Source organism: Streptomyces sp. NPDC052299, assembly GCF_040679335.1.
Lineage (GTDB): Bacteria > Actinomycetota > Actinomycetes > Streptomycetales > Streptomycetaceae > Streptomyces.
In genome coordinates this window covers 122,627-142,495 of the sequence record NZ_JBFAUP010000009.1, presented here as the reverse complement: position 1 = coordinate 142,495, position 19,869 = coordinate 122,627, and the positions used below count along the sequence as shown (strand labels likewise).

Sequence of the window (19,869 nt, the reverse complement as noted above, 5' to 3'; positions counted from 1 at the left end):
GCTCGAATTGCGTAGCGATCGTACGAATGCTCGAACGCATCAAGAAAGCGTTAAAGATTAGGTAAGGTAACGAAGTACCGGCCGCCGGAAGACGATCCGGCAGGCGTACGCAGGGAAAGGACCGGCCACTGACTGTCCACACGCTCAACGAACTCCTGCTCGTCTGCTCACTCGTCCTGCTCGTCGCCGTCGTGGCGGTCCGCATCTCGTCCCGCAGCGGGCTCCCCAGCCTGCTCCTGTACCTCGGCATCGGCATCGCCCTGGGCCAGGACGGCTTCTTCGACGTCAAGTTCGACAACGCGGAACTGACGCAGGTCATCGGCTACGCGGCGCTCGTCGTGATCCTCGCCGAGGGCGGGCTCGGCACGAAGTGGAAAGAGATCAGACCGGCGCTCCCGGCAGCCGCGATGCTGTCGCTCGTCGGCGTCGGCATCAGCGTCGGCGTGACCGCGGCCGGGGCCCACTACCTGGTCGGTCTGGAGTGGCGGCAGGCGCTCATCATCGGCGCGGTCGTCTCCTCGACGGACGCCGCCGCGGTCTTCTCCGTCCTGCGCAAGGTCCCGCTGCCCGCCCGCGTCACCGGCGTCCTGGAGGCCGAGTCCGGCTTCAACGACGCCCCCGTCGTCATCCTCGTCGTCGCCTTCTCGACCATCGGCGAGGTCGACAGCTGGTACGTGCTGATCGGCGAGATAGCCCTGGAGCTGGCCATCGGCGCCGCCCTCGGCATCGCCGTGGGCTGGCTCGGCGCGTACGGGCTGCGCCATGTCGCGCTCCCCGCCTCCGGCCTCTACCCGATCGCCGTCATGGCCATCGCGGTGTCCGCGTACGCGGCCGGCGCCATGCTCCACGGCAGTGGCTTCCTGGCCGTCTACCTCGCCTCGATGATCCTCGGCAACGCCAAGCTGCCGCACTGGCCGGCGACCCGAGGCTTCGCGGACGGGCTCGGCTGGCTCGCCCAGATCGGCATGTTCGTCCTGCTCGGCCTGCTGGTCACCCCGCACGACCTGCTGGACGACTTCTGGCCCGCCGTCGTCGTGGGCCTGGTGCTGACCGTGGTGGCACGACCGCTGGAAGTCTTCATCTCGCTGCTGCCGTTCCGGCTGCCCTGGCAGGAGAAGGCCCTCATGTCGTGGGCCGGGCTGCGCGGCGCCGTCCCCATCATTCTGGCGACCATCCCCATGGTGTCCGGAATCGACGGCTCCACCCGGGTCTTCAACATCGTCTTCGTCCTGGTCATCGTCTACACCCTCATCCAGGGCCCGACCCTCCCCTGGCTCGCCAAGGCCCTCGACATCAAGGACGACCCGTCCGACGCCGCCGACCTGGGCATCGAATCGGCGCCCCTGGAACGGCTGCGCGGGCACTTGCTGTCGGTGGCCATCCCCGCGGAGTCGAAGATGCACGGCGTCGAGGTCGGGGAGCTCCGCATGCCCGCCGGCGCCGCGGTCACCCTCGTGGTGCGCGACGACAAGAGCTTCGTCCCCGCCCCGTCGACGGTGCTCAGGCGCGGCGACGAACTGCTCGTCGTGGCCACCGACCCGGTGCGCGACGCGGCCGAGGCGAGGCTGCGCGCGGTCGCCGAGGGCGGCAAGCTGGCCGGCTGGCTCGGCACGCCCGGCGGGCACCCCTCCGGAATGGAGTCCCCGGTGCCCCAGGTGGCCGGGGCGCTCAAGGCGGTGAAGAAGTTCGGCGGACGAGCGGACGACGGCAAGAAGCGCAACGCGAAGGCACATCACTGAGCACACACCGTGTTCACAGGCGGCGAGGGGCGGGGCGCACACAAACACAGGGGCCCCGCCCTCCCTGCCTGTAACATGAAGGAAACCCAGAACCACCAATTGATCGACCAACTCTGCCTGACGCAGAGCTGGCGCGACCGTATGGCGGTCGTGGCGTCCTCCGCACCGGCTGTGCCCCGCACACCGGCCGCGAGCGCCCGGCATCTACCGCAGTTCCGCGCGAAGAGGACAGCTCTCGGCAGCCCGCCCGGGCCCGCACCACTGTGCCGGCCGCCCCGCGGGCACGGCCACCAGGCGGCGGAAAGGCAAGGACCGTGGCGTCCACGGTCTCCGAACGCCCCGGATACGGGCAGCTGCTGCGCACCCCCGGGGCGTGGACCTTCCTTCTCCCCGGCTTCGCCGCCCGGCAGCCCTTCGCGATGCTGACCATCGGCATCGTGCTGCTGGTCCAGCACACCACCGGCTCGTACGGCAGCGCCGGCGCCGTCGCGGCCGTCACCGGGGTCTCGATGGCCCTGTTCGCGCCGCAGACCGGCAAGCTCGCCGACCGGTTCGGCCAGCGGGCCGTGCTGCTGCCCGGCGTCCTGGTCCACGCCGCCTCCGTCTCGCTCCTGGTGACGCTCGCCCTGGCGGACGCGCCCCTGTGGGCCCTGTTCGCCGCGGCGGTCCCGACCGGCGCGTCCGTCCCGCAGATCGGCCCCATGGTGCGGGCGCGCTGGGCGGCGATGCTCGGCGCGGCACCGGGCCGCGAGGCGTCCCCGCTGCTGGCGACGGCCGCCGCGTTCGAGTCGGTGACGGACGAGTTCACCTTCGTCATCGGCCCGGTCGTCGCCACCGCGCTCTGCACGGGCGTGCACCCGGCGGCCGGGCTGATCGCGGAGGCCGCGCTCACCCTGGTCGGCGGTCTGCTCTTCGCTGCGCGGCGCGCCACGCAGCCGCCGGTCCGCGAGCGCGCCCTGCCGGGCGCGGAGCGGCACGCCTCCGCCCTGTCCGTCCCCGGTGTGCGCGTGCTGGCGGTCGCCTTCCTCGGCATCGGCTCGGTCTTCGGCGGCATGCAGGTCTCGCTGACCGCGTTCGCCGAGGAGATCGGCAACCCGGGTGCCAACGGTGTGCTGTACGGGATCTTCGCCGCGGGCAACATGCTCGCCGGGATCGCCTGCGGGGCCATCGCCTGGAAGTCCGGCCCCCGTCGCCGCCTGCTGGTCGGCTACACCGGGCTGGCGCTGACCGCGTCGGGCCTGTGGGCGGTCCACTCGGCGCCGCTGCTCGCCGGGCTGGGCCTGCTGGTCGGGCTCTGCATCGCTCCGGCCCTGATCAGCGGCTACACGCTGGTCGAGGCGCTGGTGCCGGGCTCGGCGCGGACCGAGGCGTTCACCTGGCTGACGGGCGCGGTGGCGCTGGGCCAGGCGGCCGCGGTGACGGTGGCCGGCCGGCTCGCGGACGGGCACGGCGCGAGCGCCGGTTTCCTGGTCCCGCTGGTGGGTACGGTGCTGGCCCTGGCGACCCTGCTGACGCTGCGTTCGAGGCTCCTGCCGGCCGGTGTGGGGCGGACCGTGGCGCGTGGTATCGGTCACCGCGGGCCGGTCACGGTGGACTGATCCAGCGGAATACGTCACTATGGAGCGTCGTTAGCACTCATCGAGTCAGAGTGCCAGGAGGAACAAAGTGCCGACCTACCAGTACCAGTGCACCGAGTGTGGCGAGGGCCTCGAAGCGGTGCAGAAGTTCACCGATGACGCCCTCACGGTGTGCCCGAACTGCGACGGACGCCTGAAGAAGGTGTTCTCGGCGGTCGGCATCGTCTTCAAGGGTTCCGGTTTCTACCGGAACGACAGCCGCGGCTCCTCCTCGAGCAGCACGCCGGCCTCGGCCTCGAAGACCTCCGGTTCCGGATCGTCCTCCACCAGCTCCTCGACGTCGTCGGAGACGAAGTCGTCGGCCGCCCCCGCGTCCGCGTCCTCCACATCGACGAGCGGTACGTCGGCCGCCTGAGCAGCCGGCTCCACAGCCTTCGCGAAAGCCCCGCCGACCCGCTCGGCGGGGCTTTCGCGTCCCCGCGCCCCCCGGACGGCGCGTTGCGGGCACGGCCTAGGGTGACCGCATGGCGAACGCAGAGATCGGCGTGATCGGCGGCTCGGGTCTGTACTCCTTCCTGGAGGACGTCACCGAGGTCCGCGTGGAAACCCCTTACGGAGACCCCAGCGACTCCGTCTTCATCGGCGAGACCGGCGGCCGCAGGGTCGCCTTCCTCCCCCGGCACGGCCGGGGCCACCACGTGCCCCCGCACCGCATCAACTACCGCGCCAACCTGTGGGCGCTGCGCTCGGTGGGCGTGCGCCAGGTGCTGGGGCCGTGCGCGGTGGGCGGCCTGCGCCCGGAGTACGGTCCGGGCACGCTGATCGTGCCGGACCAGCTGGTGGACCGGACGAAGACCCGTGTGCAGACCTATTACGACGGTGAGACCCGGGCCGACGGGGTCCGGCCGAACGTGGTGCACCTGGGCTTCGCCGACCCGTACTGCCCCGAGGGCCGCAAGGTGGCGCTGGCGGCCGCGCGGGGCCGGGACTGGGACGCGGTGGACGGCGGGACGCTGGTGGTGGTCGAGGGTCCGCGCTTCTCGACCCGCGCCGAATCGCGCTGGCACGCGGCGATGGGCTGGTCCGTGGTCGGCATGACCGGGCACCCGGAGGCCGTGCTCGCCCGCGAACTGGGCCTCTGCTACACCACGATGACCCTGGTCACGGACCTGGACGCGGGCGCCGAGGCGGGCGAGGGCGTCTCCCACGAGGAGGTGCTGAAGGTCTTCGCCGCCAATGTGGACCGGCTGCGCTCGGTCCTCTTCGACGCGGTGGCGGCGCTGCCTGCGGCGGAGGACCGGGGCTGCGCGTGCGGGCATGCGCTGGACGGGATGGACACCGGGATCGTGCTGCCGTAGCGGACGTTCCGGCTGCCCGCGTTCCCGTCCGGCTGGGTTGTTCGCCCGGCTGTGTTTCCGGCTGGCTGTGTTTTCCGCCTGTGGGTGACGGAGTTTTCCACATGCGGTGGACGGTCCACAGGCTCCGGCGGGAATCCGCCGGCCGGTGCATCGTGGGGGTTGTCCGGCAGCCGGGACCTCGGGGTTCCAGCCGCCGGCCTGCCCCATCGGCCCCTGACGCAGGCGGTGTTCGCGATGCGCTCGTCCGGTTCCCACTCCTTCCCCCAGGCCCCTCTCCCCGCTCCGTACGCGGGCGGGCCGCCGGGACCGCTGCCCGCTCCCCCGCCGTGCGGGGTGCCCTCGTTTCCTCCGCTACGGGTGCGCGGGGGCGCCGGTCAACGGCTGCGCCGTGCGGTGTGGCGGCAGCGCCGGTCGATGGCGGCGGGCCTGGCGCTGACGGCGGCCGCGCTGGCCGTCTCCGGACTGGCCGGGGGCGGCGGGGGCGGGCAGGGCGGTGATACGGCGCGGGCGGTGTCCCGGGAGCGGGCTTCGCCTCCGGTGCGCCTGGTGTCGGCGCCGGTACGGATCGCGGACGCGGAGACCGTGCGGCTGCTGCGGCCGGGCGACCGGGTGGACGTGGTCGCGTCGGGGCAGCCGGGGGCGGCGGAGGCCCGGGTGGTGGCGAGGGGTGCGCGCGTGGAGCGGGTGCCGTCGACGGACGCCGGGGGCGCGTCGGGCGAGGGCGCGCTGATCGTGCTGGCGGTGCCCAGGGCGACGGCGGCCGGCCTGGCGGGGGCGGGGATCTCCGGTGGTTTCGCGGTGGTCCTGTGCTGAGCCGGGCGGTACGCCGCTGGGTCACCGCCCCGGACGGGGCCGGGCGTCAGATGTGGTGCGGGGGCTTCTCGTCCAGGAAGCGCGCGAGGTCCGCGGCGCTGCCGCCGGACGGAGCCCGCTCGCCCCACCCCTGGTCCGTGTCGTCCGCCGACTGCTGGTCCAGCGGATCGTCGAAGATCAGCGCCGGCCTGGGCCTGGGCCGGTCCGGCGGCGTGGTGGGCTCCGCGTCTCGCGGTCCGGGGGCGGGGGCGGTACTCATGCCTCCAGGGTACGGCCGCCCCGCCCCGGTCGGCGGGTCAGCGGTCCTTGGGGTCGAGCAGCCAGAGCCCGAGGACGACGAGGAACGAGAGGCAGAGGAAGCCGGCGCCCCACCAGGCGGTGCCGGAGTTGCCCTCCATCCACTCGTCCACGATGACCGTCAGGCCCCACAGCTGCCCGATGACGACGGACATGGCCAGCACGAGGCGGGCGGTGAGCTTGGAGGACCGCTCGGGCTCCTGGTCGGTCCCGGCACCGGGCCCGGGCCCGGTGTGGCGGACGCGGGGGTCGCCGTAGCCGCTGGTGGGCCGGATCTGCGGATAGCGCTCGTGGACGGGCCTGTTGAGTTCGGCCCGCGCGCTGCCGGGGTGGTACTCGGGGTAGTGCGGGCCGGGGTGCCGCGGGGGGCCGGGGGTCTGGGGGTCGGGGGCGGGCTGCGGGTCCGGGGCCCCGGGGGGCCGGTGGTCGTCGCTCATGACGGGCTCCCGGGGGTGTCGGACGCGCCTGCTCCGGTGCGCGTACGGGCCGGGCCGGGGGCGACCGGGCCCGGGGCCACCGTGCGGCCGGTCGCGCCGGGGGCGGCGGGTGCCTCGGCGCCGTCGCGGACACCGGGGCAGCCGAGGCGGGAGGCCAGGTCGGGGCGGTCCTCGCCGAACTGGCGGCACAGCCCGTGCTCGATGCTCTCGCCGGACCGGGTGGTGCCGACGGCCCAGATGCTGCCGTCGCTCTCCTCGGTGAGCACGACCTTGGGCAGCCCCCGGGGCGGCGGTCCGGCGGTGACCTCGCCGCTGCGGGCGTCGAAGACGCCTTCGTGGCAGGGGCAGTACAGCTCGCCCTCGGTGCCCCGGTCCTTGCGCCAGAGGACCCCGCAGGCGAGGTGGGTGCAGATGGCGGAGTAGCCGACGAGCGTGCCGTCGTTGAGCCGGACGGCGACGGCGCGGTCCTCCTCGTCGGGGTAGTCGAAGGCGATGGACTCGCCGGGGAGGAGCTGGGCGGCGATCTTCTTGGGGGTGGGGGCCTTGCCGTCGTCGGGGTCGCCGTGGCGGGGCAGGATGCCACCGGCGACGCCGAGGCCGCCGACGGCGAGGCCGCCGGACACGGTCGCGACGATGCGCAGGTAGTCGCGCCGGGTGGTGAGGGCGTCGGCGGCGATCCGGTCGTGCAGGGCCTCGCGGGGGTCGCCGGAGGCCGGCTGTCCGGGGGCGCCGGGCGGCGTGCTGCCGGGGTCGCGGGGCGGGGGCTGCTTCGGGTCCCCGGGGGGCGGATAGCCGGTCTCGGTCACCGTCGGACGTCCTTCCCGTTGATCTCCACGACGGGCAGGCCGCCGGGCACCGGCCACTGGACCCGGTCGGCGGGTACGACCATCGCGACGCCGGTGCGGACCTCGCTCTCGCCGAAGACGAAGGAGTCGGCGACCTGGACACCGGGGCGTTCGGCCTGGAGTTCCTCGGCGGTGCCGTAGAAGAGCGCCCCGGTCGGGCAGACCGTGGCGCACATGGGGGCGAGGCCGTAGGCGGTGCGGTCGTAGCAGAGGTTGCACTTCATCTGCAGCTTCGCCTGGAGGTCGATCTTCGGTACGCCGAAGGGGCAGGCGTTGACGCAGTTGGCGCAGCCGATGCAGCGGGTGGTGTCGGCCTGCTGCACGACGCCGTCGGCGGTCACCAGGATCGCGTCGGCCGGGCACACCTCGGCGCACGGGGCGACGGGGTCCTCGCAGTGCATGCAGACGGTGGGAAGGGAGGCGACGGACTGGCCCTCGTCGGTGTAGTCGAGGTGGATCATGGATTTGCCGCGGTGCGAGTCGCATTCACGGCAGGCGGAGACACACGCCTGGCAGCCGATGCAGCGGCCCGGGTCGATGAAGATCGTTCGGCCCATCATGCGGGCATCAGCTCCTCTCCGAGGTGCCGCGGCCCTGCGAGGACGTGGGCGGCAGCGGGTCGGTGCGGGAGACCTGGGCCTCCGGGTAGGCGACCTGGCCGGGGGCGACCGGGGGCGCGGGGACCTCGTCGATCCGCCCGGCGTGCTCGATGCGGCAGGCGCACACCTTGTACTCGGGGATCTTGGAGCGGGGGTCGAGGGCGTCGATGGTGAGTGCGTTGGCGGCGGTGGGGACCGGCCAGTGGTACGGGATGAAGACGGTGTCGGGGCGGATCGCCTCGGTGACCAGGGCGGGGAAGACCTCGCTGCCGCGCCGGGTGACGACGCGGACCGGTTCGCCGTTGCGGAAGCCGTGGGAGGGGTGGACCTCGGCCCAGGGGCGGGGGGTCTGCTCGACCAGGCCGCCGAGTCTGCGGGTCTGGTTGCCGGAGAGGAAGTGGGCGACGGTGCGTCCTGTGGTGAGCGTCATGGGGTGCTCGTCGTCGTACGGGTCCATCGGCGGGTGCCACTCGACCACTTGGAGGTGGATCTTGCCGTCGGGGTGGTAGGTCCTGCCGTCCTCGAAGAGCCGGGGGGTTCCGGGGTGGTCGGTGGACGGGCAGGGCCAGGAGATGCCGCCGGTCTCCTCCAGCCGTTCGTAGGTGATGCCGTAGTAGTCGTTGACGGTGCCGGCGGAGGCGATCCGCAGTTCGTCGAAGACCTGGCGCGAGTTGTCAAAGGCGAATTTGTCGCCGGCGCCGAGCCGGCGGGCGAGTTCACACATGACCCAGGTGTCCGTCCGGACCCCTGGGGGCGGGTCCTGGGCCTTGTTGTGCTTGACCACCCGGGCTTCGGCGTTGGCCATGACGCCGTCGTCCTCGGCCCAGGTGGTGACGGGGAAGACGACGTGCGCGTTGGCGGCGGTCTCGGAAAGGAAGAAGTCGAATTGGGCGTGGAACTCTGTGGCGTCGTACCCCTCCTTGACCACCTTGTAGTTGGGCAGGGAGACGAAGGGGTTGTTGCAGATGCCGATCAGGCCGCGGATCTCGCGGCGCTGCATCTGCCAGACCATTTCCATCATCGACGTTCCGGCGGGCGGGAGTTCGGACTCGTCGATGCCCCAGATCTCGCAGATCTGCCGCCGGTGCTCCGCGTTGTTGATGGAACGTCCGCCGGGAAGGAGGTCGGACTTCTGGCCGTGCTCGCGGCCGCCCTGCCCGTTGCCCTGGCCGGTGAGGGTGCCGTAGCCGGCGCCGGGTTTGCCGATGTGGCCGGTGGCGGTGCAGAGGTTAATCACGGTGAGGCAGTTCTCGACGCCCTGCGAGTGGTGTTCGATGCCCCGGGCGTGCCAGGCCATGGCCTTGGGGGCGCGGGCGAAGGTGCGGGCGACCTGGACGATCTGTTCGGCGGGGACGCCGCAGATCTCGGCGGCGCGGGACGGCGGGTATTCGGCGACCTTGGCCTTGACCTCCTCCCAGCCGGTGGCATGGGCGGCGAGGTACGCCTCGTCGGTGAGGCCCTCCTCGACGACGACGTTCAGCACGGAGTTGAAGAACGCCGAGTCGGTGCCGGGCTTGAGGGCGACGTGGATGTCGGCGGTCCGGGCGATGGCGGTCTCGCGGGGGTCGACCACGATGAGGCTGGCGCCCCGGTCCCGGGCTCCCCACACGTACTGGGTCATGACGGGGAAGCACTCGCCGACGTTGGAGCCGGCGATGAGCAGGCAGTCGGTGAGGAGGATGTCGGAGAAGGGGTTGCCGGCCCGGTCGATGTTGAAGGCGAGCTTGTTGGCGCCGGCCGCGCTGACCATGCAGAGCCGGCCGTTGTAGTCGACGTGCCGGGTCTTGAGGGCGACCCGGGCGAACTTGCCGACCAGATAGGTCTTCTCGGAGAACAGGCTCGCTCCGCCGAGCAGCCCGAAGGCGTCGTTCCCGTACGCCTGCTGGATGCGCCGGATCTCGGCGACGGTGAAGTCGAGCGCCTCGTCCCAGGAGACCTCGCGGAAGTCCTCGTCGCGGGAGCGGCGCATCAGGGGGGCGGTGAGCCGGTCGGGGTGGTTGACCTGCTGGTAGGCGTTGATGCCCTTGGGGCACAGGCGCATGCGGTTGATGTCGTGGTTGCGGGGTTCGACACCGAAGACCTTGCCGCCGCGGTCGACGCGCAGATACATGCCGCACTGGACTCCGCAGAAGCAGCAGTGGGTGGGCACGAGGGTTTCGCCGTTCTGGTCCGCGTGCCACCGGTCGGCGGGGATGCCGCCCGCGTCGCGGAAGGCGCGGGTGCCCGGCGGTGCGAGGGAGGGATCGATGGGAACGACCGCATGCGGTTCGGGTGTTCGCGAGTCCGCGGTCACTTGAAGCCCTTCTTCACCTGGGAGAGGTAGGCGCTGCCTCGCAGCACCCGCTTGCAGCGCGGGCAGTATTCGGCCCACTCGTCAAAACCGAGGCTGAGGTCGCGCATGGTGCCGCGCAGGTTGTCGACGTACGGGGCGGTGTCGATCGGTTCCTCGCAGCGGCGGCAGGCGAAGACCTCCTCGTCCTGCCTGCCGGTGTACTTGAACAGCTGCATTCCGACGGCGGCGGGCCGCTGGACGATGTGGAAGAACTTCCCGAACGGGATGTAGATGAGGGTGAAGACCACCGCGACCATGTGGAGGATCGCCAGGAACTCGTAACCGCCGCCGTGCAGGAAGATCGAGGAGAAGGTGAGTAGCAGACCGGTCACCGAGATGACGATGAGCGCGATCAACGGCACGAGGTCGTAGGCGAAGCGCTGGCCGGTGACGGCCGCCCGGTCCTTCATCCGCCGCCACAGGAAGTAGGAGGCGCCGGGGATGACGAGGACGGCGGCGATGTCGAGGCCGTGGAACATCAGCCAACCGAGGAAGTCGAGGGAGTCGAATCCGAGGATCTTGAAGCCCCAGATGCGCATCTCGTAGCCGGGTCCGGAACCGGTGCCCGAGGTGAAGGTGAACCAGCCCCAGGTCAGCGGGAAGGTGATCAGCGCGGCCAGGATGCAGCCCCAGAAGATCAGCTGGTGGGCGGCCCAGCGGGCGTGCGAGCGGGCGCCGAGGAACTTCTGGAAGCCGAGGTAGGTGGCGATCATCTTCGGCAGCGCGGTGGGGGCGCGGCGGAAGTTGTCCACCGAGAAGAGACTCCCCCAGCCCTTCTTGAACAGCCGCTTGGCGCCGGGGGCGGAGACCCACACGGTGTACCGGTACGCGACGCCGAAGGCCAGGAACACCGTGGCCACGGCGTACGGCAGCAGCGCGGAGTCGAAGTGCTCCAGGAATCTGCTGCCGAGCACGATGGCCACGACGAGCAGAAGGGAGACGATGACGCCCGCCGCGGTCGCCCGCGCGGTGACGGACCGGGGAACGAGCCCTCCGGCCCGCCCGGACCCACCCGGTACGGACGCGCCGCCGGCCTCGTCGACGGCCCCGGTACGACCCCCGGGTGCGGGCTGCGCGGCTGCGCCTGCGGCTTCAGGTGGCTCGGTCACGGTGCCACGTTAGGGCGGTGTGTGGCGATTGGCCCTGTTTTGTGGAGCCAGGGGGTGAGTGAGTCGTGGGAGGGGGAGGGCGGGGCGGGGGGTGGGGCGGGGGGGGTGGGGGCCCCGGGGAAGCCCTCGAGACCGCAACACCCCGCGGCGATACCTTGGCCGTCCCTCCGCCCTCGCCCGAAGGAGCCCTCATGACCCGTCAGGACGCCCTCACCGATGTCGCCGGGCTGCGCGTCGGGCACGCTCAAGTCCCCGGGAAGGGCGCTCTCACGGGGGTCACCGTGGTGCTCGCGCCCGAGGGCGGGGTGGTCGCCGCGGTCGATGTGCGCGGCGGCGGACCGGGGACGCGGGAGACGGACGCGCTGGACCCGCGCAATCTGGTCCAGCGCATCGACGCGGTCGTGCTCACCGGCGGCAGCGCGTACGGGCTCGACGCGGCGTCCGGGGTGATGGCCTGGCTGGAGGAGCGGGGGCGCGGGGTGCGGGTGGGCGCCGATCCGGCCCAGGTGGTCCCCGTGGTCCCGGCGGCCTGCGTGTTCGACCTGGGGCGGGGCGGCGACTGGCGGGCCAGGCCGGACGCGGCGACCGGCCGGGCGGCCGTGGAGGACGCCGCCCGGGCGGCGGAGGGCGCGGCGGTCGCCGAGGGGTGCGTCGGCGCGGGCACCGGGGCGGTGGCCGGGCAGCTCAAGGGCGGGGTGGGGACCGCGAGCGTCCTGCTGCCGTCCGGGCTCACCGTCGGCGCGCTCGTCGTGGTCAACGCGGCGGGCTCGGTGCTCGATCCCCGCACGGGCGTGCTGTTCGGGGAGTACGGCGGCGTGGAGCCGGCCGTCGCCCCGCCGGACGGGGTCCACGCGGCGGCGGTACGGCGCCTGGCGGAGGCGCGCGGCACGGATGCGCGGCCCCCGCTCAACACCACGCTCGCGGTCGTCGCCACCGACGCCGCGCTCACCCGCGCCCAGGCGCAGAAGCTGGCGGGCACCGCGCACGACGGGCTGGCGCGCGCCATCCGGCCCGTGCACCTGATGACCGACGGGGACACGGTGTTCGCGCTCGCCACCGGCCGGCGGGACCTGGACGCGCGGGATCCGGTCGCGCTCAACCCGCTGCTCGCGGCGGCGGCGGACGCGGTGACCCGGGCCATCGTGAAGGCGGTCCGGGCCGCGAAGGGCGTCGAGGGCCGCGACGGCGGGGGCCCCTTCCTCTCGTACGGCGACCTCTACGGGCCGGTGCCGCCCGCGTGAGGAGGTCCGGGGCGCGTGCGTGGAACCTTCCGTGCGCCCCGTGCGTTTTTCTGAACCCCGGTTCCGATGTCAGCCCCAGGGGCTACGTTATGCACGCACCAAGTCACACGCGGCGACGGCCTGGAGACAGCACCTTGAGCGATCCGTACGAGACGACCGAGCAGCACTGCGAGCGAATCCTGCGTCGGGCTCTCAATTCGTTCGACCTCCCCGACAGCACGGTGGAGCGGCTGGGCTCCGCGCTGGCCCACAGCAGCTCCCTGTACTCCTCGCACCACAGCGCCACCCTGCACCGCGAGACCTACCGCCATGCGTATCTGCTGAGCGACGGCTCCGCGCTGACCCTGTGGGAGCTGGTGCACAGCGGTCCGCGCGGGGACGGCCATCCCGACACCCGGCAGCACGAGCTGTACGACGACGAGGCCGATGCCCACATCGCCGCCGCCCGGCTGACCGGCAGTCTGTGGGACCTCCCCGACTTCTGCGACGACGAGGGGACCCGGGCCGACCTGGAGCTCATGTCGGCGCTGCTGGCCGCGCCCCCGGCCCCTCACCCCCGGATGTACGCGCCGGACAACTCCGCGGACCACGCCCGCCGGGTGCTGCGCCGCGCGGAGAACGGGGACGTGCCCGGCGAGGAGACCGCCCGTCTGCTCCGGGCCGCCTTCGCGCACCACATCACACAGGTCTTCGGCCGCCAGTGCCGCGTGGAGGGCCGGGACGCCGGTTTCACGCTGTACGAGCACGCGTTCCTGCTCCTCGACGGCAGTGAGACGAGCCTGTGGGAGGTCGAGCACACGGCGACGCCGGACGGCCGCCACATGTGCGAGGTGTACGGCGACGAGGCGACGGCGCGCTGCGCGATGGAAGCCCGTACGCGCATCTGCTGACGGGCCGCCCGCCGCGTGGAGAAGCCGCGGTGCCCACGTCCCTCGGGGGGACGCGGGCACCGGTGGCTCCGCTTCGTACGCCGTCGCTCAGTGCGTGAGCACCGGCTCCTTGGCGGGCTCCGTCGTGGCGGGCTCGTCCTCCGCCGCGCCCTCGACGTGCTGCTTCGGCCTGGCCGGCAGGGCGAACATCACGACGAAGATCAGCAGCAGCACACCGGCCACCCACCACAGCGACTGCTCGAAGGCGTTGGCGAACGCCGGGCCCACCTGCTCCGGGGTGAGGCGGTCACCGATCGCCCCGTAGAAGACGACCGAGACCAGCCCGAGGCCCAGCGCGTTCCCCATCTGCTGCACGGTGTTGAACAGGCCGGACGCCGAACCGGAGTGCTCCTTCGGCACCTCGGACAGCACCGCGTCGGCCAGCGGCGCCACGATCAGGCCCATGCCGACGCCCATGACGACCAGGGGCAGCGCCATCTGCCAGGACGTGATGTCCATGCCGTAGTGGTCCGACTCCCAGATGTAGAGCAGCAGCCCGGCCGCCATGAGCAGGGCGCCCGTCTGGAGGACCTTGCGGCCGAAGCGGGGCACCAGCTTCTGTACGGAGAGACCGGCGGCCACCGAAACGGAGACGGAGAACGGGACACCGGTCAGCCCGGCCCGCAGCGCGCTCCAACCGAGGCCCATCTGCATGTACAGCGTCCAGACCAGGAAGAAGATGCCGAGCCCGATGCCGAAGGTCAGCTGCACGGCGATCCCGGCGGCGAAGCTCCGCACCCGGAACAGCGACAGCTCGATGAGCGGCGATCCGTCCCGGCCGGCCTTGGCGCGCTCGAACAGCACGAGGACGAGGAAGACGAGGACGCTGCCGGCCATCGACAGGTGGCCCCACAGCGGCCAGCCCAGCTCCCGGCCCCGGGTCAGCGGGTAGATCAGCATCAGCATGCCGAGCGTGACGAGCACGACGCCGGTCAGGTCGAGGCGCAGCGCCCTGGGCGACTTGGACTCGGTGATGAACTTGCTGCCCAGGACCAGGCCGAGGATGCCGACCGGGAGGTTGATCAGGAAGATCGGGCGCCATTCGAGACCGGCGATGTTCCACTCGGTGAGCAGCGCGCCGAGCAGCGGGCCGGAGACCGCGCCCAGGCCGACGATCGCGCCGAACAGGCCGAAGACCTTGCCGCGCTCGTGCGCGGGGAAGGTGGCGTGCACGATCGACAGCACCTGCGGCACCATGAGGGCCGCCGTGGCGCCCTGGAGGAAGCGGGAGGCGACCAGCATCTCCGGGTTGGCGGCGAAGCCGCAGAGCGCGGAGGCGAGGGTGAAGCCCCCTATGCCGATGAGGAAGAGCCGCTTGCGGCCATAGATGTCACCGAGCCGGCCGCCGGTGATGAGTCCGGCCGCGAAGGCCAGGGCGTATCCGGCGACGATCCACTGGACGGAGCTGAACGAGGCGCCGGTGTCCCGCTCGATGCTGGGAATGGCGATGTTGACGATCGTGACGTCGACGAGGTCCATGAAGGCCGCGGTCATCACGATGGCCAGGGCGAACCATCGGCGTCGGTCCGAGGGTGCCGCGGGAGACGGCAGTGGTGCGGAGGAAGTCATGGGAAGAACCTAAACAGCCAATAGGACAGGTCATGACCCAATGGGCGCGCATCCTGGAGGCATGACGGATACCCCGGCACGACTCCTGAATCTGCTGTCGCTGCTCCAGACGCCGCGCGAGTGGCCGGGCAGCGAGCTCGCCGAGCGCCTCGACGTGAGCCCGCGCACGATCCGCCGCGACATCGACCGCCTGCGCGACCTGGGCTATCCGGTCGAGGCGTCGCGCGGTTCGGTCGGCGGCTACCGGCTCGTGGCGGGCACCGCCATGCCGCCGCTGCTTCTGGACGACGAGGAGGCGGTCGCCATCGCGGTCGGCCTGCGGGCCGGTGCCGGCCATGCCATCGAGGGTGTGGACGAGGCGTCGGTACGGGCGCTGGCCAAGCTGGAGCAGGTGTTGCCGTCGCGGCTGCGCCACCGGGTGTCCACCCTCCAGAACGCGACGGTCCCGCTGGCCAGGGGCGACGGTTCGACGATCGATCCGCAGACGCTGACCGTGATGGCGTCGGCGGTCACCGGCAAGGAGCGGCTGCGCTTCGCGTACCGGGCGGGCGACGGCGCGGAGTCGCGGCGGCAGGTCGAGCCGTACCGGCTGGTGAGCACCGGGTGGCGCTGGTATCTGGTGGCGTACGACCTGGGGCGCGAGGCGTGGCGCACCTTCCGCGTCGACCGGGTGAGCGAGCCGTTCGCGACCGGCGCCCGGTTCACGCCGAGGGAGCTGCCGGAGGGGGACGCGGCGGAGTTCCTGTCCAGTTCGATGGCGCGGCGGCAGCCGGAGATCGAGGTGGAGGTGAGCTTCGCGGCGCCGCCGGAGTTCGTCGCGTCGCGGCTGCACGGCCGGATCGGTCCGCTGGAGCCTGAGGGCGAGGGCGGCTGCCGGCTGCGGGCGGTGCTGCGGGACCAGCTGGAGTGGCTGGCGGTGCGGCTGGCGATGGTGGACTGCGAGTTCACCGTGCACCGGCCGCCGGAGCTGGTGGCGTACGTGTCGGAGCTGGGTGGCCGGCTCAGCCGCGCGGGGTCCGGCGGAGCGTGAGGCCACGCGCCCGAAGGGGGCCGGGAAAAGGATGAGCCCCGGCGCCAGGGGGGGGTGGGCGCCGGGACTCAGCTCAGGGGGCCTGGTGAAGCGGCCCAATTCGGAGGTTACTGGACTCGGGCTCAGGCCGCAGCGTCAAAGCCCGTGTCGTGAGCCATTCGCTTCAATTCGAGGAGCGCGTGCTTCTCGATCTGGCGGATGCGCTCGCGGGTGAGGCCGTGCTCCTTGCCGACCTCGGTGAGCGTGCGCTCGCGGCCGTCCTCGATTCCGTACCGCATGCGGATGATCGACGCGGTGCGGTTGTCCAGCTTGCCGATCAGCTCCTCCAGCTCCTCGCTGCGCAGCAGCGTGAGCACGGACTGCTCGGGCGAGACGGCGGAGGTGTCCTCCAGGAGGTCGCCGAACTGTGTGTCGCCCTCGTCGTCCACGGACATGTTGAGGCTGACGGGGTCGCGGGCCCAGTCGAGGACGTCGCCGACGCGCTCCGGCGTCGAGCCCAGCTCGGCGGCGATCTCGGCGTGTTCCGGGTCGCGGCCGTTCTCCCGGTTGAACTCGCGCTGCACCCGGCGGATGCGGCCCAGCTCCTCCACCAGGTGGACGGGGAGCCGGATCGTGCGCGACTGGTCCGCTATGGAGCGCGTGATGGCCTGGCGGATCCACCACGTGGCGTACGTGGAGAACTTGAAGCCCTTGGCGTAGTCGAACTTCTCGACCGCGCGCACCAGGCCCGCGTTGCCCTCCTGGATCAGGTCGAGCAGGGGGAGCCCGGCCCGCGGGTAGCGGCGGGCGACGGCGACGACGAGACGGAGGTTGGAACGGATGAATATGTCCTTGGCGCGCTCGCCCTCGGCGACCAGCGCTTCCAGCTCCTCGCGCGAGGCGCCGCCCGCGTCGCTCTCCACCTGTCCGTCGAGGATCTGGTGTGCGTAGACACCGGCCTCGACCGCCTGCGAGAGGTCGACTTCCTTGGCGGCGTCGAGCAGCGGTGTGCGCGCTATCTCGTCCAGGTACATGCCGACCAGGTCGCGATCGGCGATCTCTCCGCCCACGGCGCGAACACTGCTCGCCCGGTTGGTCCCGCCGGTGGCGGACGAACGACGGGCGACGGCACGGGTTGCCATGCGTGCTCCCTTGCTGAGTAGGTCGCGACACCCTCTCGGGTGCCCTGCATCCGATGGAAACAACGACTGGAATCCGGACAGAATTCCCATGCCTGGCGTTCAATTTCGCGATCATGCAGTACCCTGTTCCGCCACCGGAACGGGAGCATGCCGCGGCCGGGCACGTCCGTGCAGGTCAGGACGGGCGCCCGGGTCGCTCCGGGGCCCTCGGCATCCCCGTACCCCGGAAGACGCCGGGTACGGGTCGCCGGTTGCCCGGACCTCCGTCCCGGTCCCGGGGCGCGCGGGCCCCGGTCCGGAGTCCTAGGCCCCATGCCGGGGACCTTGGGACCGCAGTCCGTTACCGGGCGTGCACGGGGTGCCTAGCGTCGCTGTCATGAACGAGACGACGCACCGCACCGCACCCGACACCACCGGCACCCTCGACGAGGCCCTGGAGCGCCTGCACTCCTCCGGCCCGGAGCGCGACGGCTGGCTGTCCAATCACGCGCCCATGGCCGTGGAGGCCCTGGTCCGCAACGGCCAGGCGGCCGGCGTGCACCGCTGGCTCGACCACTACCGGGCGAAGCTGGAGGACATGCCGGACCGTTTCGCCGAGATCACCCCGGCGAACTGGCAGGAGGCCCTGGGCGACCCCCGCCGCATCGCCGACTGGGCGGTGTACTTCGAGCGGGAGACCGCCGGCCGCCCCTGGCGCGACGTGCTCGCCGAGTGGTGGCCCCGGCTGCTCCCGGGCATCGCGGGCGGCGCCACGCACCCGGTGATCCGGGTCGGCCACGGCGTGCGCACCCTGCTGACGACGGAGGAGACCGGGCCCCGGGTCAGGGAGCTGGCCCATGCGCTGGGCTACTGGGCCGCCCGCCACCAGCCGCTGCCCGCGCTCACCCCGCTCGCTCCGGTCCGGACCGCCGGCGCGGCCCTGGACGCCGTGGACCGGGTGCCCGACCAGAGCGGCGGCATCCGGGCCCGGCTGGCCCAGCTCACGGGGTTCCCGCAGTGGCAGGGCGCGGCGGCGTCCGGTGCGGACGAGGCGCGCGCCGCTCTTGAGGAGCTGGTGGGGGCCGCGGTCCACCGCTATGCGGGGTACGGGCACGGTTCGCCGGTGATGCTGGTGCACGCGGCGACCGCGCCCAACGCCGTACTGCGGACGCTGCCGGCGCTGCCGCGCGAGCTGTGGGCGCCGAGCGCGGGGGCGGCGTGGGCGGCTAGCGCGGCGGTGACCGCCGCGTACTCCCCCGCCGCGGCCGCCGAGCTCCCGGCCGGGTACGGGGCGTCGCTCACGGCCGACGAGGTGTTCGCGCGGGCGGCGGCGCACGGCGACGACCACACCATCAAGTTCACGGACACGGCGCTGGACGTGGGCGACCCGATGGCCCTGGCGGCGGCGCTGCGCTCGGTGGAGCTGAACCCGCCGGTGCTCTGACAGCCCTCATCCGTACTGCACCGAGCGCTTCGCCAGCCCCATCCAGAAGCCGTCGATCACGCTGCGCCCCCGGCCGAGTTCCTGCTCGGCGGCGCCGAGGGTGACGAAGAGCGGGGCGAAGTGCTCGGTGCGCGGGTGTGCCAGGCGGCCCGCCGGGGACTTGTGCTCGAAGTCCAGGAGGGCGTCGATGTCCTGCGCCTGCAGTGCGCGGTTTCCCCAGTCGTCGAACTCCGCCGACCAGCCGGGGACGCCGCCGCCGGTGTGCCGCAGGGCGGCGAGGTTGTGCGTGAAGAAGCCGCTGCCGATGATCAGGACGCCCTCGTCGCGCAGCGGCGCCAGCTTGCGCCCGATGTCCATGAGCTTCTGCGGGTCGAGGGTGGGCAGGGAGATCTGGAGCACCGGAATGTCGGCGTCCGGGAACATCTCGACCAGCGGGACGTACGCGCCGTGGTCGAGGCCGCGGTCCGGGATGTCCTGGACCGGTGTACCGGCGCCGCGCAGCAGTTTGCGGACGCTCGCGGCGAGCTGCGGGGCGCCGGGGGCGGCGTAGCGGACCTGGTAGTAGTGCTCGGGGAAGCCCCAGAAGTCGTAGACGAGCGGCAGCGTCTCGGTGGCGCCGAGTGCGAGCGGGGCCTCTTCCCAGTGCGCGGACACCATGAGGATCGCGGTGGGGCGCGGCAGTTCTGCCGACCAGGCGGCCAGTTCGCCGGGCCAGACGGGGTCGTCGGCGAGCGGCGGGGCTCCGTGGGAGAGGTAGAGGGCGGGCATGCGCTCCGAGGTGATGGTCATGACACTCCCCAACTGCGGCTACTCAAGGTAAGTCTTCTGTAGCGGGCTTCGGCAGGAAGGGTTCTTTAATCTTCAAGCTCCTACCTTCAGAGACCTTAGCTCTATCTAGTTCAACTTTCAAGAAAAGGTCGTACAGTGGAGTACATGACCACGGCATCAACCGGTGGGCCGCTCTGGCTCACCGACGAAGAACAATGCGTCTGGCGCGCGTATCTGCACGCCACCACGCTTCTGGAGGATCACCTCGACCGCCAGTTGCAGGCCGATGCCGGCATGCCGCACATCTACTACGGCCTGCTCGTCCAGCTCTCGCAGGCGCCCCGGCACCGCATGCGGATGACCGAACTGGCCAGGAACGCCAAGATCACCCGCTCCCGCCTCTCCCACGCGGTCGCCCGGCTGGAGAAGAGCGGCTGGGTGCGCCGCGAGGAGTGCCCCTCCGACAAGCGCGGCCAGAACGCCGTCCTGACCGACGAGGGCCACGCGATGCTGCGCCGCTCCGCCCCCGGCCACGTGAAGGCCGTCCGCCAGGCCATGTTCGACCGCCTCACGCCCGACCAGGTGCGCTCGCTGGGCGAGATCATGCAGGTCCTGGCGGCCGGGCTGCAGCCGGAGGGCGCGGACGCCGACCTCCCCTGGCTGCGCTGAATCACGCCGTGGC

The 19,869-nt window shown here is 72.2% G+C and carries 19 protein-coding genes; 10 read left to right on the top strand and 9 right to left on the bottom strand.

Going from position 1 to position 19,869, the window contains the following annotated elements; all coding sequences use genetic code 11:
* The first annotated feature begins 155 nt into the window (after positions 1 to 155).
* The 5 genes from AB0L33_RS17405 to AB0L33_RS17385 all read left to right on the top strand — a co-directional run bounded on the left by AB0L33_RS17405 (position 156) and on the right by AB0L33_RS17385 (position 5,487).
* Positions 156 to 1,739: a potassium/proton antiporter gene (locus tag AB0L33_RS17405; RefSeq protein ID WP_365682559.1), complete on the top strand. Its 1,584-nt coding sequence runs from the start codon at positions 156 to 158 to the stop codon at positions 1,737 to 1,739.
* Positions 1,740 to 2,053: 314 nt separating this feature from the next.
* A complete protein-coding gene (locus tag AB0L33_RS17400; RefSeq protein WP_365682221.1) occupies positions 2,054 to 3,337 on the top strand; it encodes an MFS transporter in 1,284 nt (427 codons plus the stop codon).
* 67 nt (positions 3,338 to 3,404) lie between these two features.
* The gene (locus tag AB0L33_RS17395; protein ID WP_365682220.1) at positions 3,405 to 3,731 is read left to right on the top strand and encodes an FmdB family zinc ribbon protein; all 327 of its coding nucleotides are present in this window, start codon (positions 3,405 to 3,407) and stop codon (positions 3,729 to 3,731) included.
* A 109-nt stretch (positions 3,732 to 3,840) separates the two neighbouring features.
* Entirely contained in the window at positions 3,841 to 4,674 is an 834-nt protein-coding gene (locus AB0L33_RS17390; protein ID WP_365682218.1) for an S-methyl-5'-thioadenosine phosphorylase, read from the top strand.
* 357 nt (positions 4,675 to 5,031) lie between these two features.
* Positions 5,032 to 5,487: a hypothetical protein gene (locus tag AB0L33_RS17385; RefSeq protein WP_365682216.1), complete on the top strand. Its 456-nt coding sequence runs from the start codon at positions 5,032 to 5,034 to the stop codon at positions 5,485 to 5,487.
* A 46-nt stretch (positions 5,488 to 5,533) separates the two neighbouring features.
* On the opposite strand, the gene AB0L33_RS17380 is transcribed toward AB0L33_RS17385, so the two are convergent.
* Genes AB0L33_RS17380 through AB0L33_RS17355 form a run of 6 tightly spaced genes read right to left on the bottom strand, consistent with a single transcriptional unit; the run spans position 5,534 to position 11,106 of the window.
* Positions 5,534 to 5,746 carry a hypothetical protein gene (locus AB0L33_RS17380; protein WP_365682214.1) on the bottom strand — a complete coding sequence of 71 codons (213 nt, stop codon included), beginning with the start codon at positions 5,744 to 5,746 and terminating at the stop codon, positions 5,534 to 5,536.
* 37 nt (positions 5,747 to 5,783) lie between these two features.
* Positions 5,784 to 6,221 carry a hypothetical protein gene (locus AB0L33_RS17375; protein WP_365682212.1) on the bottom strand — a complete coding sequence of 146 codons (438 nt, stop codon included), beginning with the start codon at positions 6,219 to 6,221 and terminating at the stop codon, positions 5,784 to 5,786.
* Complete coding sequence (locus AB0L33_RS17370; protein WP_365682210.1) at positions 6,218 to 7,027, bottom strand: Rieske (2Fe-2S) protein; 810 nt, start codon at positions 7,025 to 7,027, stop codon at positions 6,218 to 6,220. The genes AB0L33_RS17375 and AB0L33_RS17370 overlap by 4 nt, the downstream gene beginning before the upstream one ends.
* Positions 7,024 to 7,626 (bottom strand): 4Fe-4S dicluster domain-containing protein, encoded by a 603-nt coding sequence (locus tag AB0L33_RS17365; protein WP_018104243.1) that lies wholly within the window; start codon positions 7,624 to 7,626, stop codon positions 7,024 to 7,026. The genes AB0L33_RS17370 and AB0L33_RS17365 overlap by 4 nt, the downstream gene beginning before the upstream one ends.
* A 7-nt stretch (positions 7,627 to 7,633) precedes the next feature.
* Positions 7,634 to 9,958, bottom strand: coding sequence for a molybdopterin oxidoreductase family protein (locus AB0L33_RS17360; RefSeq protein ID WP_365682208.1), 2,325 nt, complete (start codon positions 9,956 to 9,958; stop codon positions 7,634 to 7,636).
* Positions 9,955 to 11,106: an MFS transporter gene (locus tag AB0L33_RS17355; RefSeq protein WP_365682206.1), complete on the bottom strand. Its 1,152-nt coding sequence runs from the start codon at positions 11,104 to 11,106 to the stop codon at positions 9,955 to 9,957. Before AB0L33_RS17355 ends, AB0L33_RS17360 begins: the two co-directional genes overlap by 4 nt.
* A gap of 191 nt (positions 11,107 to 11,297) precedes the next feature.
* Between AB0L33_RS17355 and AB0L33_RS17350 the strand changes: the two genes are divergently transcribed.
* Positions 11,298 to 12,347, top strand: a complete 1,050-nt coding sequence (locus AB0L33_RS17350; RefSeq protein ID WP_365682205.1) for a P1 family peptidase — start codon at positions 11,298 to 11,300, stop codon at positions 12,345 to 12,347.
* A 134-nt stretch (positions 12,348 to 12,481) separates the two neighbouring features.
* Positions 12,482 to 13,237 (top strand): DUF6227 family protein, encoded by a 756-nt coding sequence (locus tag AB0L33_RS17345; protein WP_365682203.1) that lies wholly within the window; start codon positions 12,482 to 12,484, stop codon positions 13,235 to 13,237.
* An 87-nt stretch (positions 13,238 to 13,324) separates the two neighbouring features.
* On the opposite strand, the gene AB0L33_RS17340 is transcribed toward AB0L33_RS17345, so the two are convergent.
* Positions 13,325 to 14,845, bottom strand: coding sequence for an MFS transporter (locus tag AB0L33_RS17340; protein WP_365682202.1), 1,521 nt, complete (start codon positions 14,843 to 14,845; stop codon positions 13,325 to 13,327).
* Positions 14,846 to 14,906: 61 nt separating this feature from the next.
* Between AB0L33_RS17340 and AB0L33_RS17335 the strand changes: the two genes are divergently transcribed.
* Positions 14,907 to 15,875 (top strand): YafY family protein, encoded by a 969-nt coding sequence (locus AB0L33_RS17335; RefSeq protein WP_365682200.1) that lies wholly within the window; start codon positions 14,907 to 14,909, stop codon positions 15,873 to 15,875.
* Positions 15,876 to 15,997: 122 nt separating this feature from the next.
* On the opposite strand, the gene AB0L33_RS17330 is transcribed toward AB0L33_RS17335, so the two are convergent.
* Positions 15,998 to 16,996, bottom strand: coding sequence for a sigma-70 family RNA polymerase sigma factor (locus AB0L33_RS17330; protein ID WP_365682198.1), 999 nt, complete (start codon positions 16,994 to 16,996; stop codon positions 15,998 to 16,000).
* Between the two features lie 376 nt (positions 16,997 to 17,372).
* Between AB0L33_RS17330 and AB0L33_RS17325 the strand changes: the two genes are divergently transcribed.
* Positions 17,373 to 18,419: a questin oxidase family protein gene (locus AB0L33_RS17325; protein ID WP_365682196.1), complete on the top strand. Its 1,047-nt coding sequence runs from the start codon at positions 17,373 to 17,375 to the stop codon at positions 18,417 to 18,419.
* Positions 18,420 to 18,425: 6 nt separating this feature from the next.
* On the opposite strand, the gene AB0L33_RS17320 is transcribed toward AB0L33_RS17325, so the two are convergent.
* Positions 18,426 to 19,208, bottom strand: coding sequence for a class III extradiol ring-cleavage dioxygenase (locus tag AB0L33_RS17320; protein ID WP_365682194.1), 783 nt, complete (start codon positions 19,206 to 19,208; stop codon positions 18,426 to 18,428).
* 135 nt (positions 19,209 to 19,343) lie between these two features.
* On the opposite strand from AB0L33_RS17320, the gene AB0L33_RS17315 reads away from it, so the two are divergent.
* A complete protein-coding gene (locus tag AB0L33_RS17315; RefSeq protein WP_365682192.1) occupies positions 19,344 to 19,856 on the top strand; it encodes a MarR family transcriptional regulator in 513 nt (170 codons plus the stop codon).
* The last annotated feature ends 13 nt before the right edge of the window (positions 19,857 to 19,869 follow it).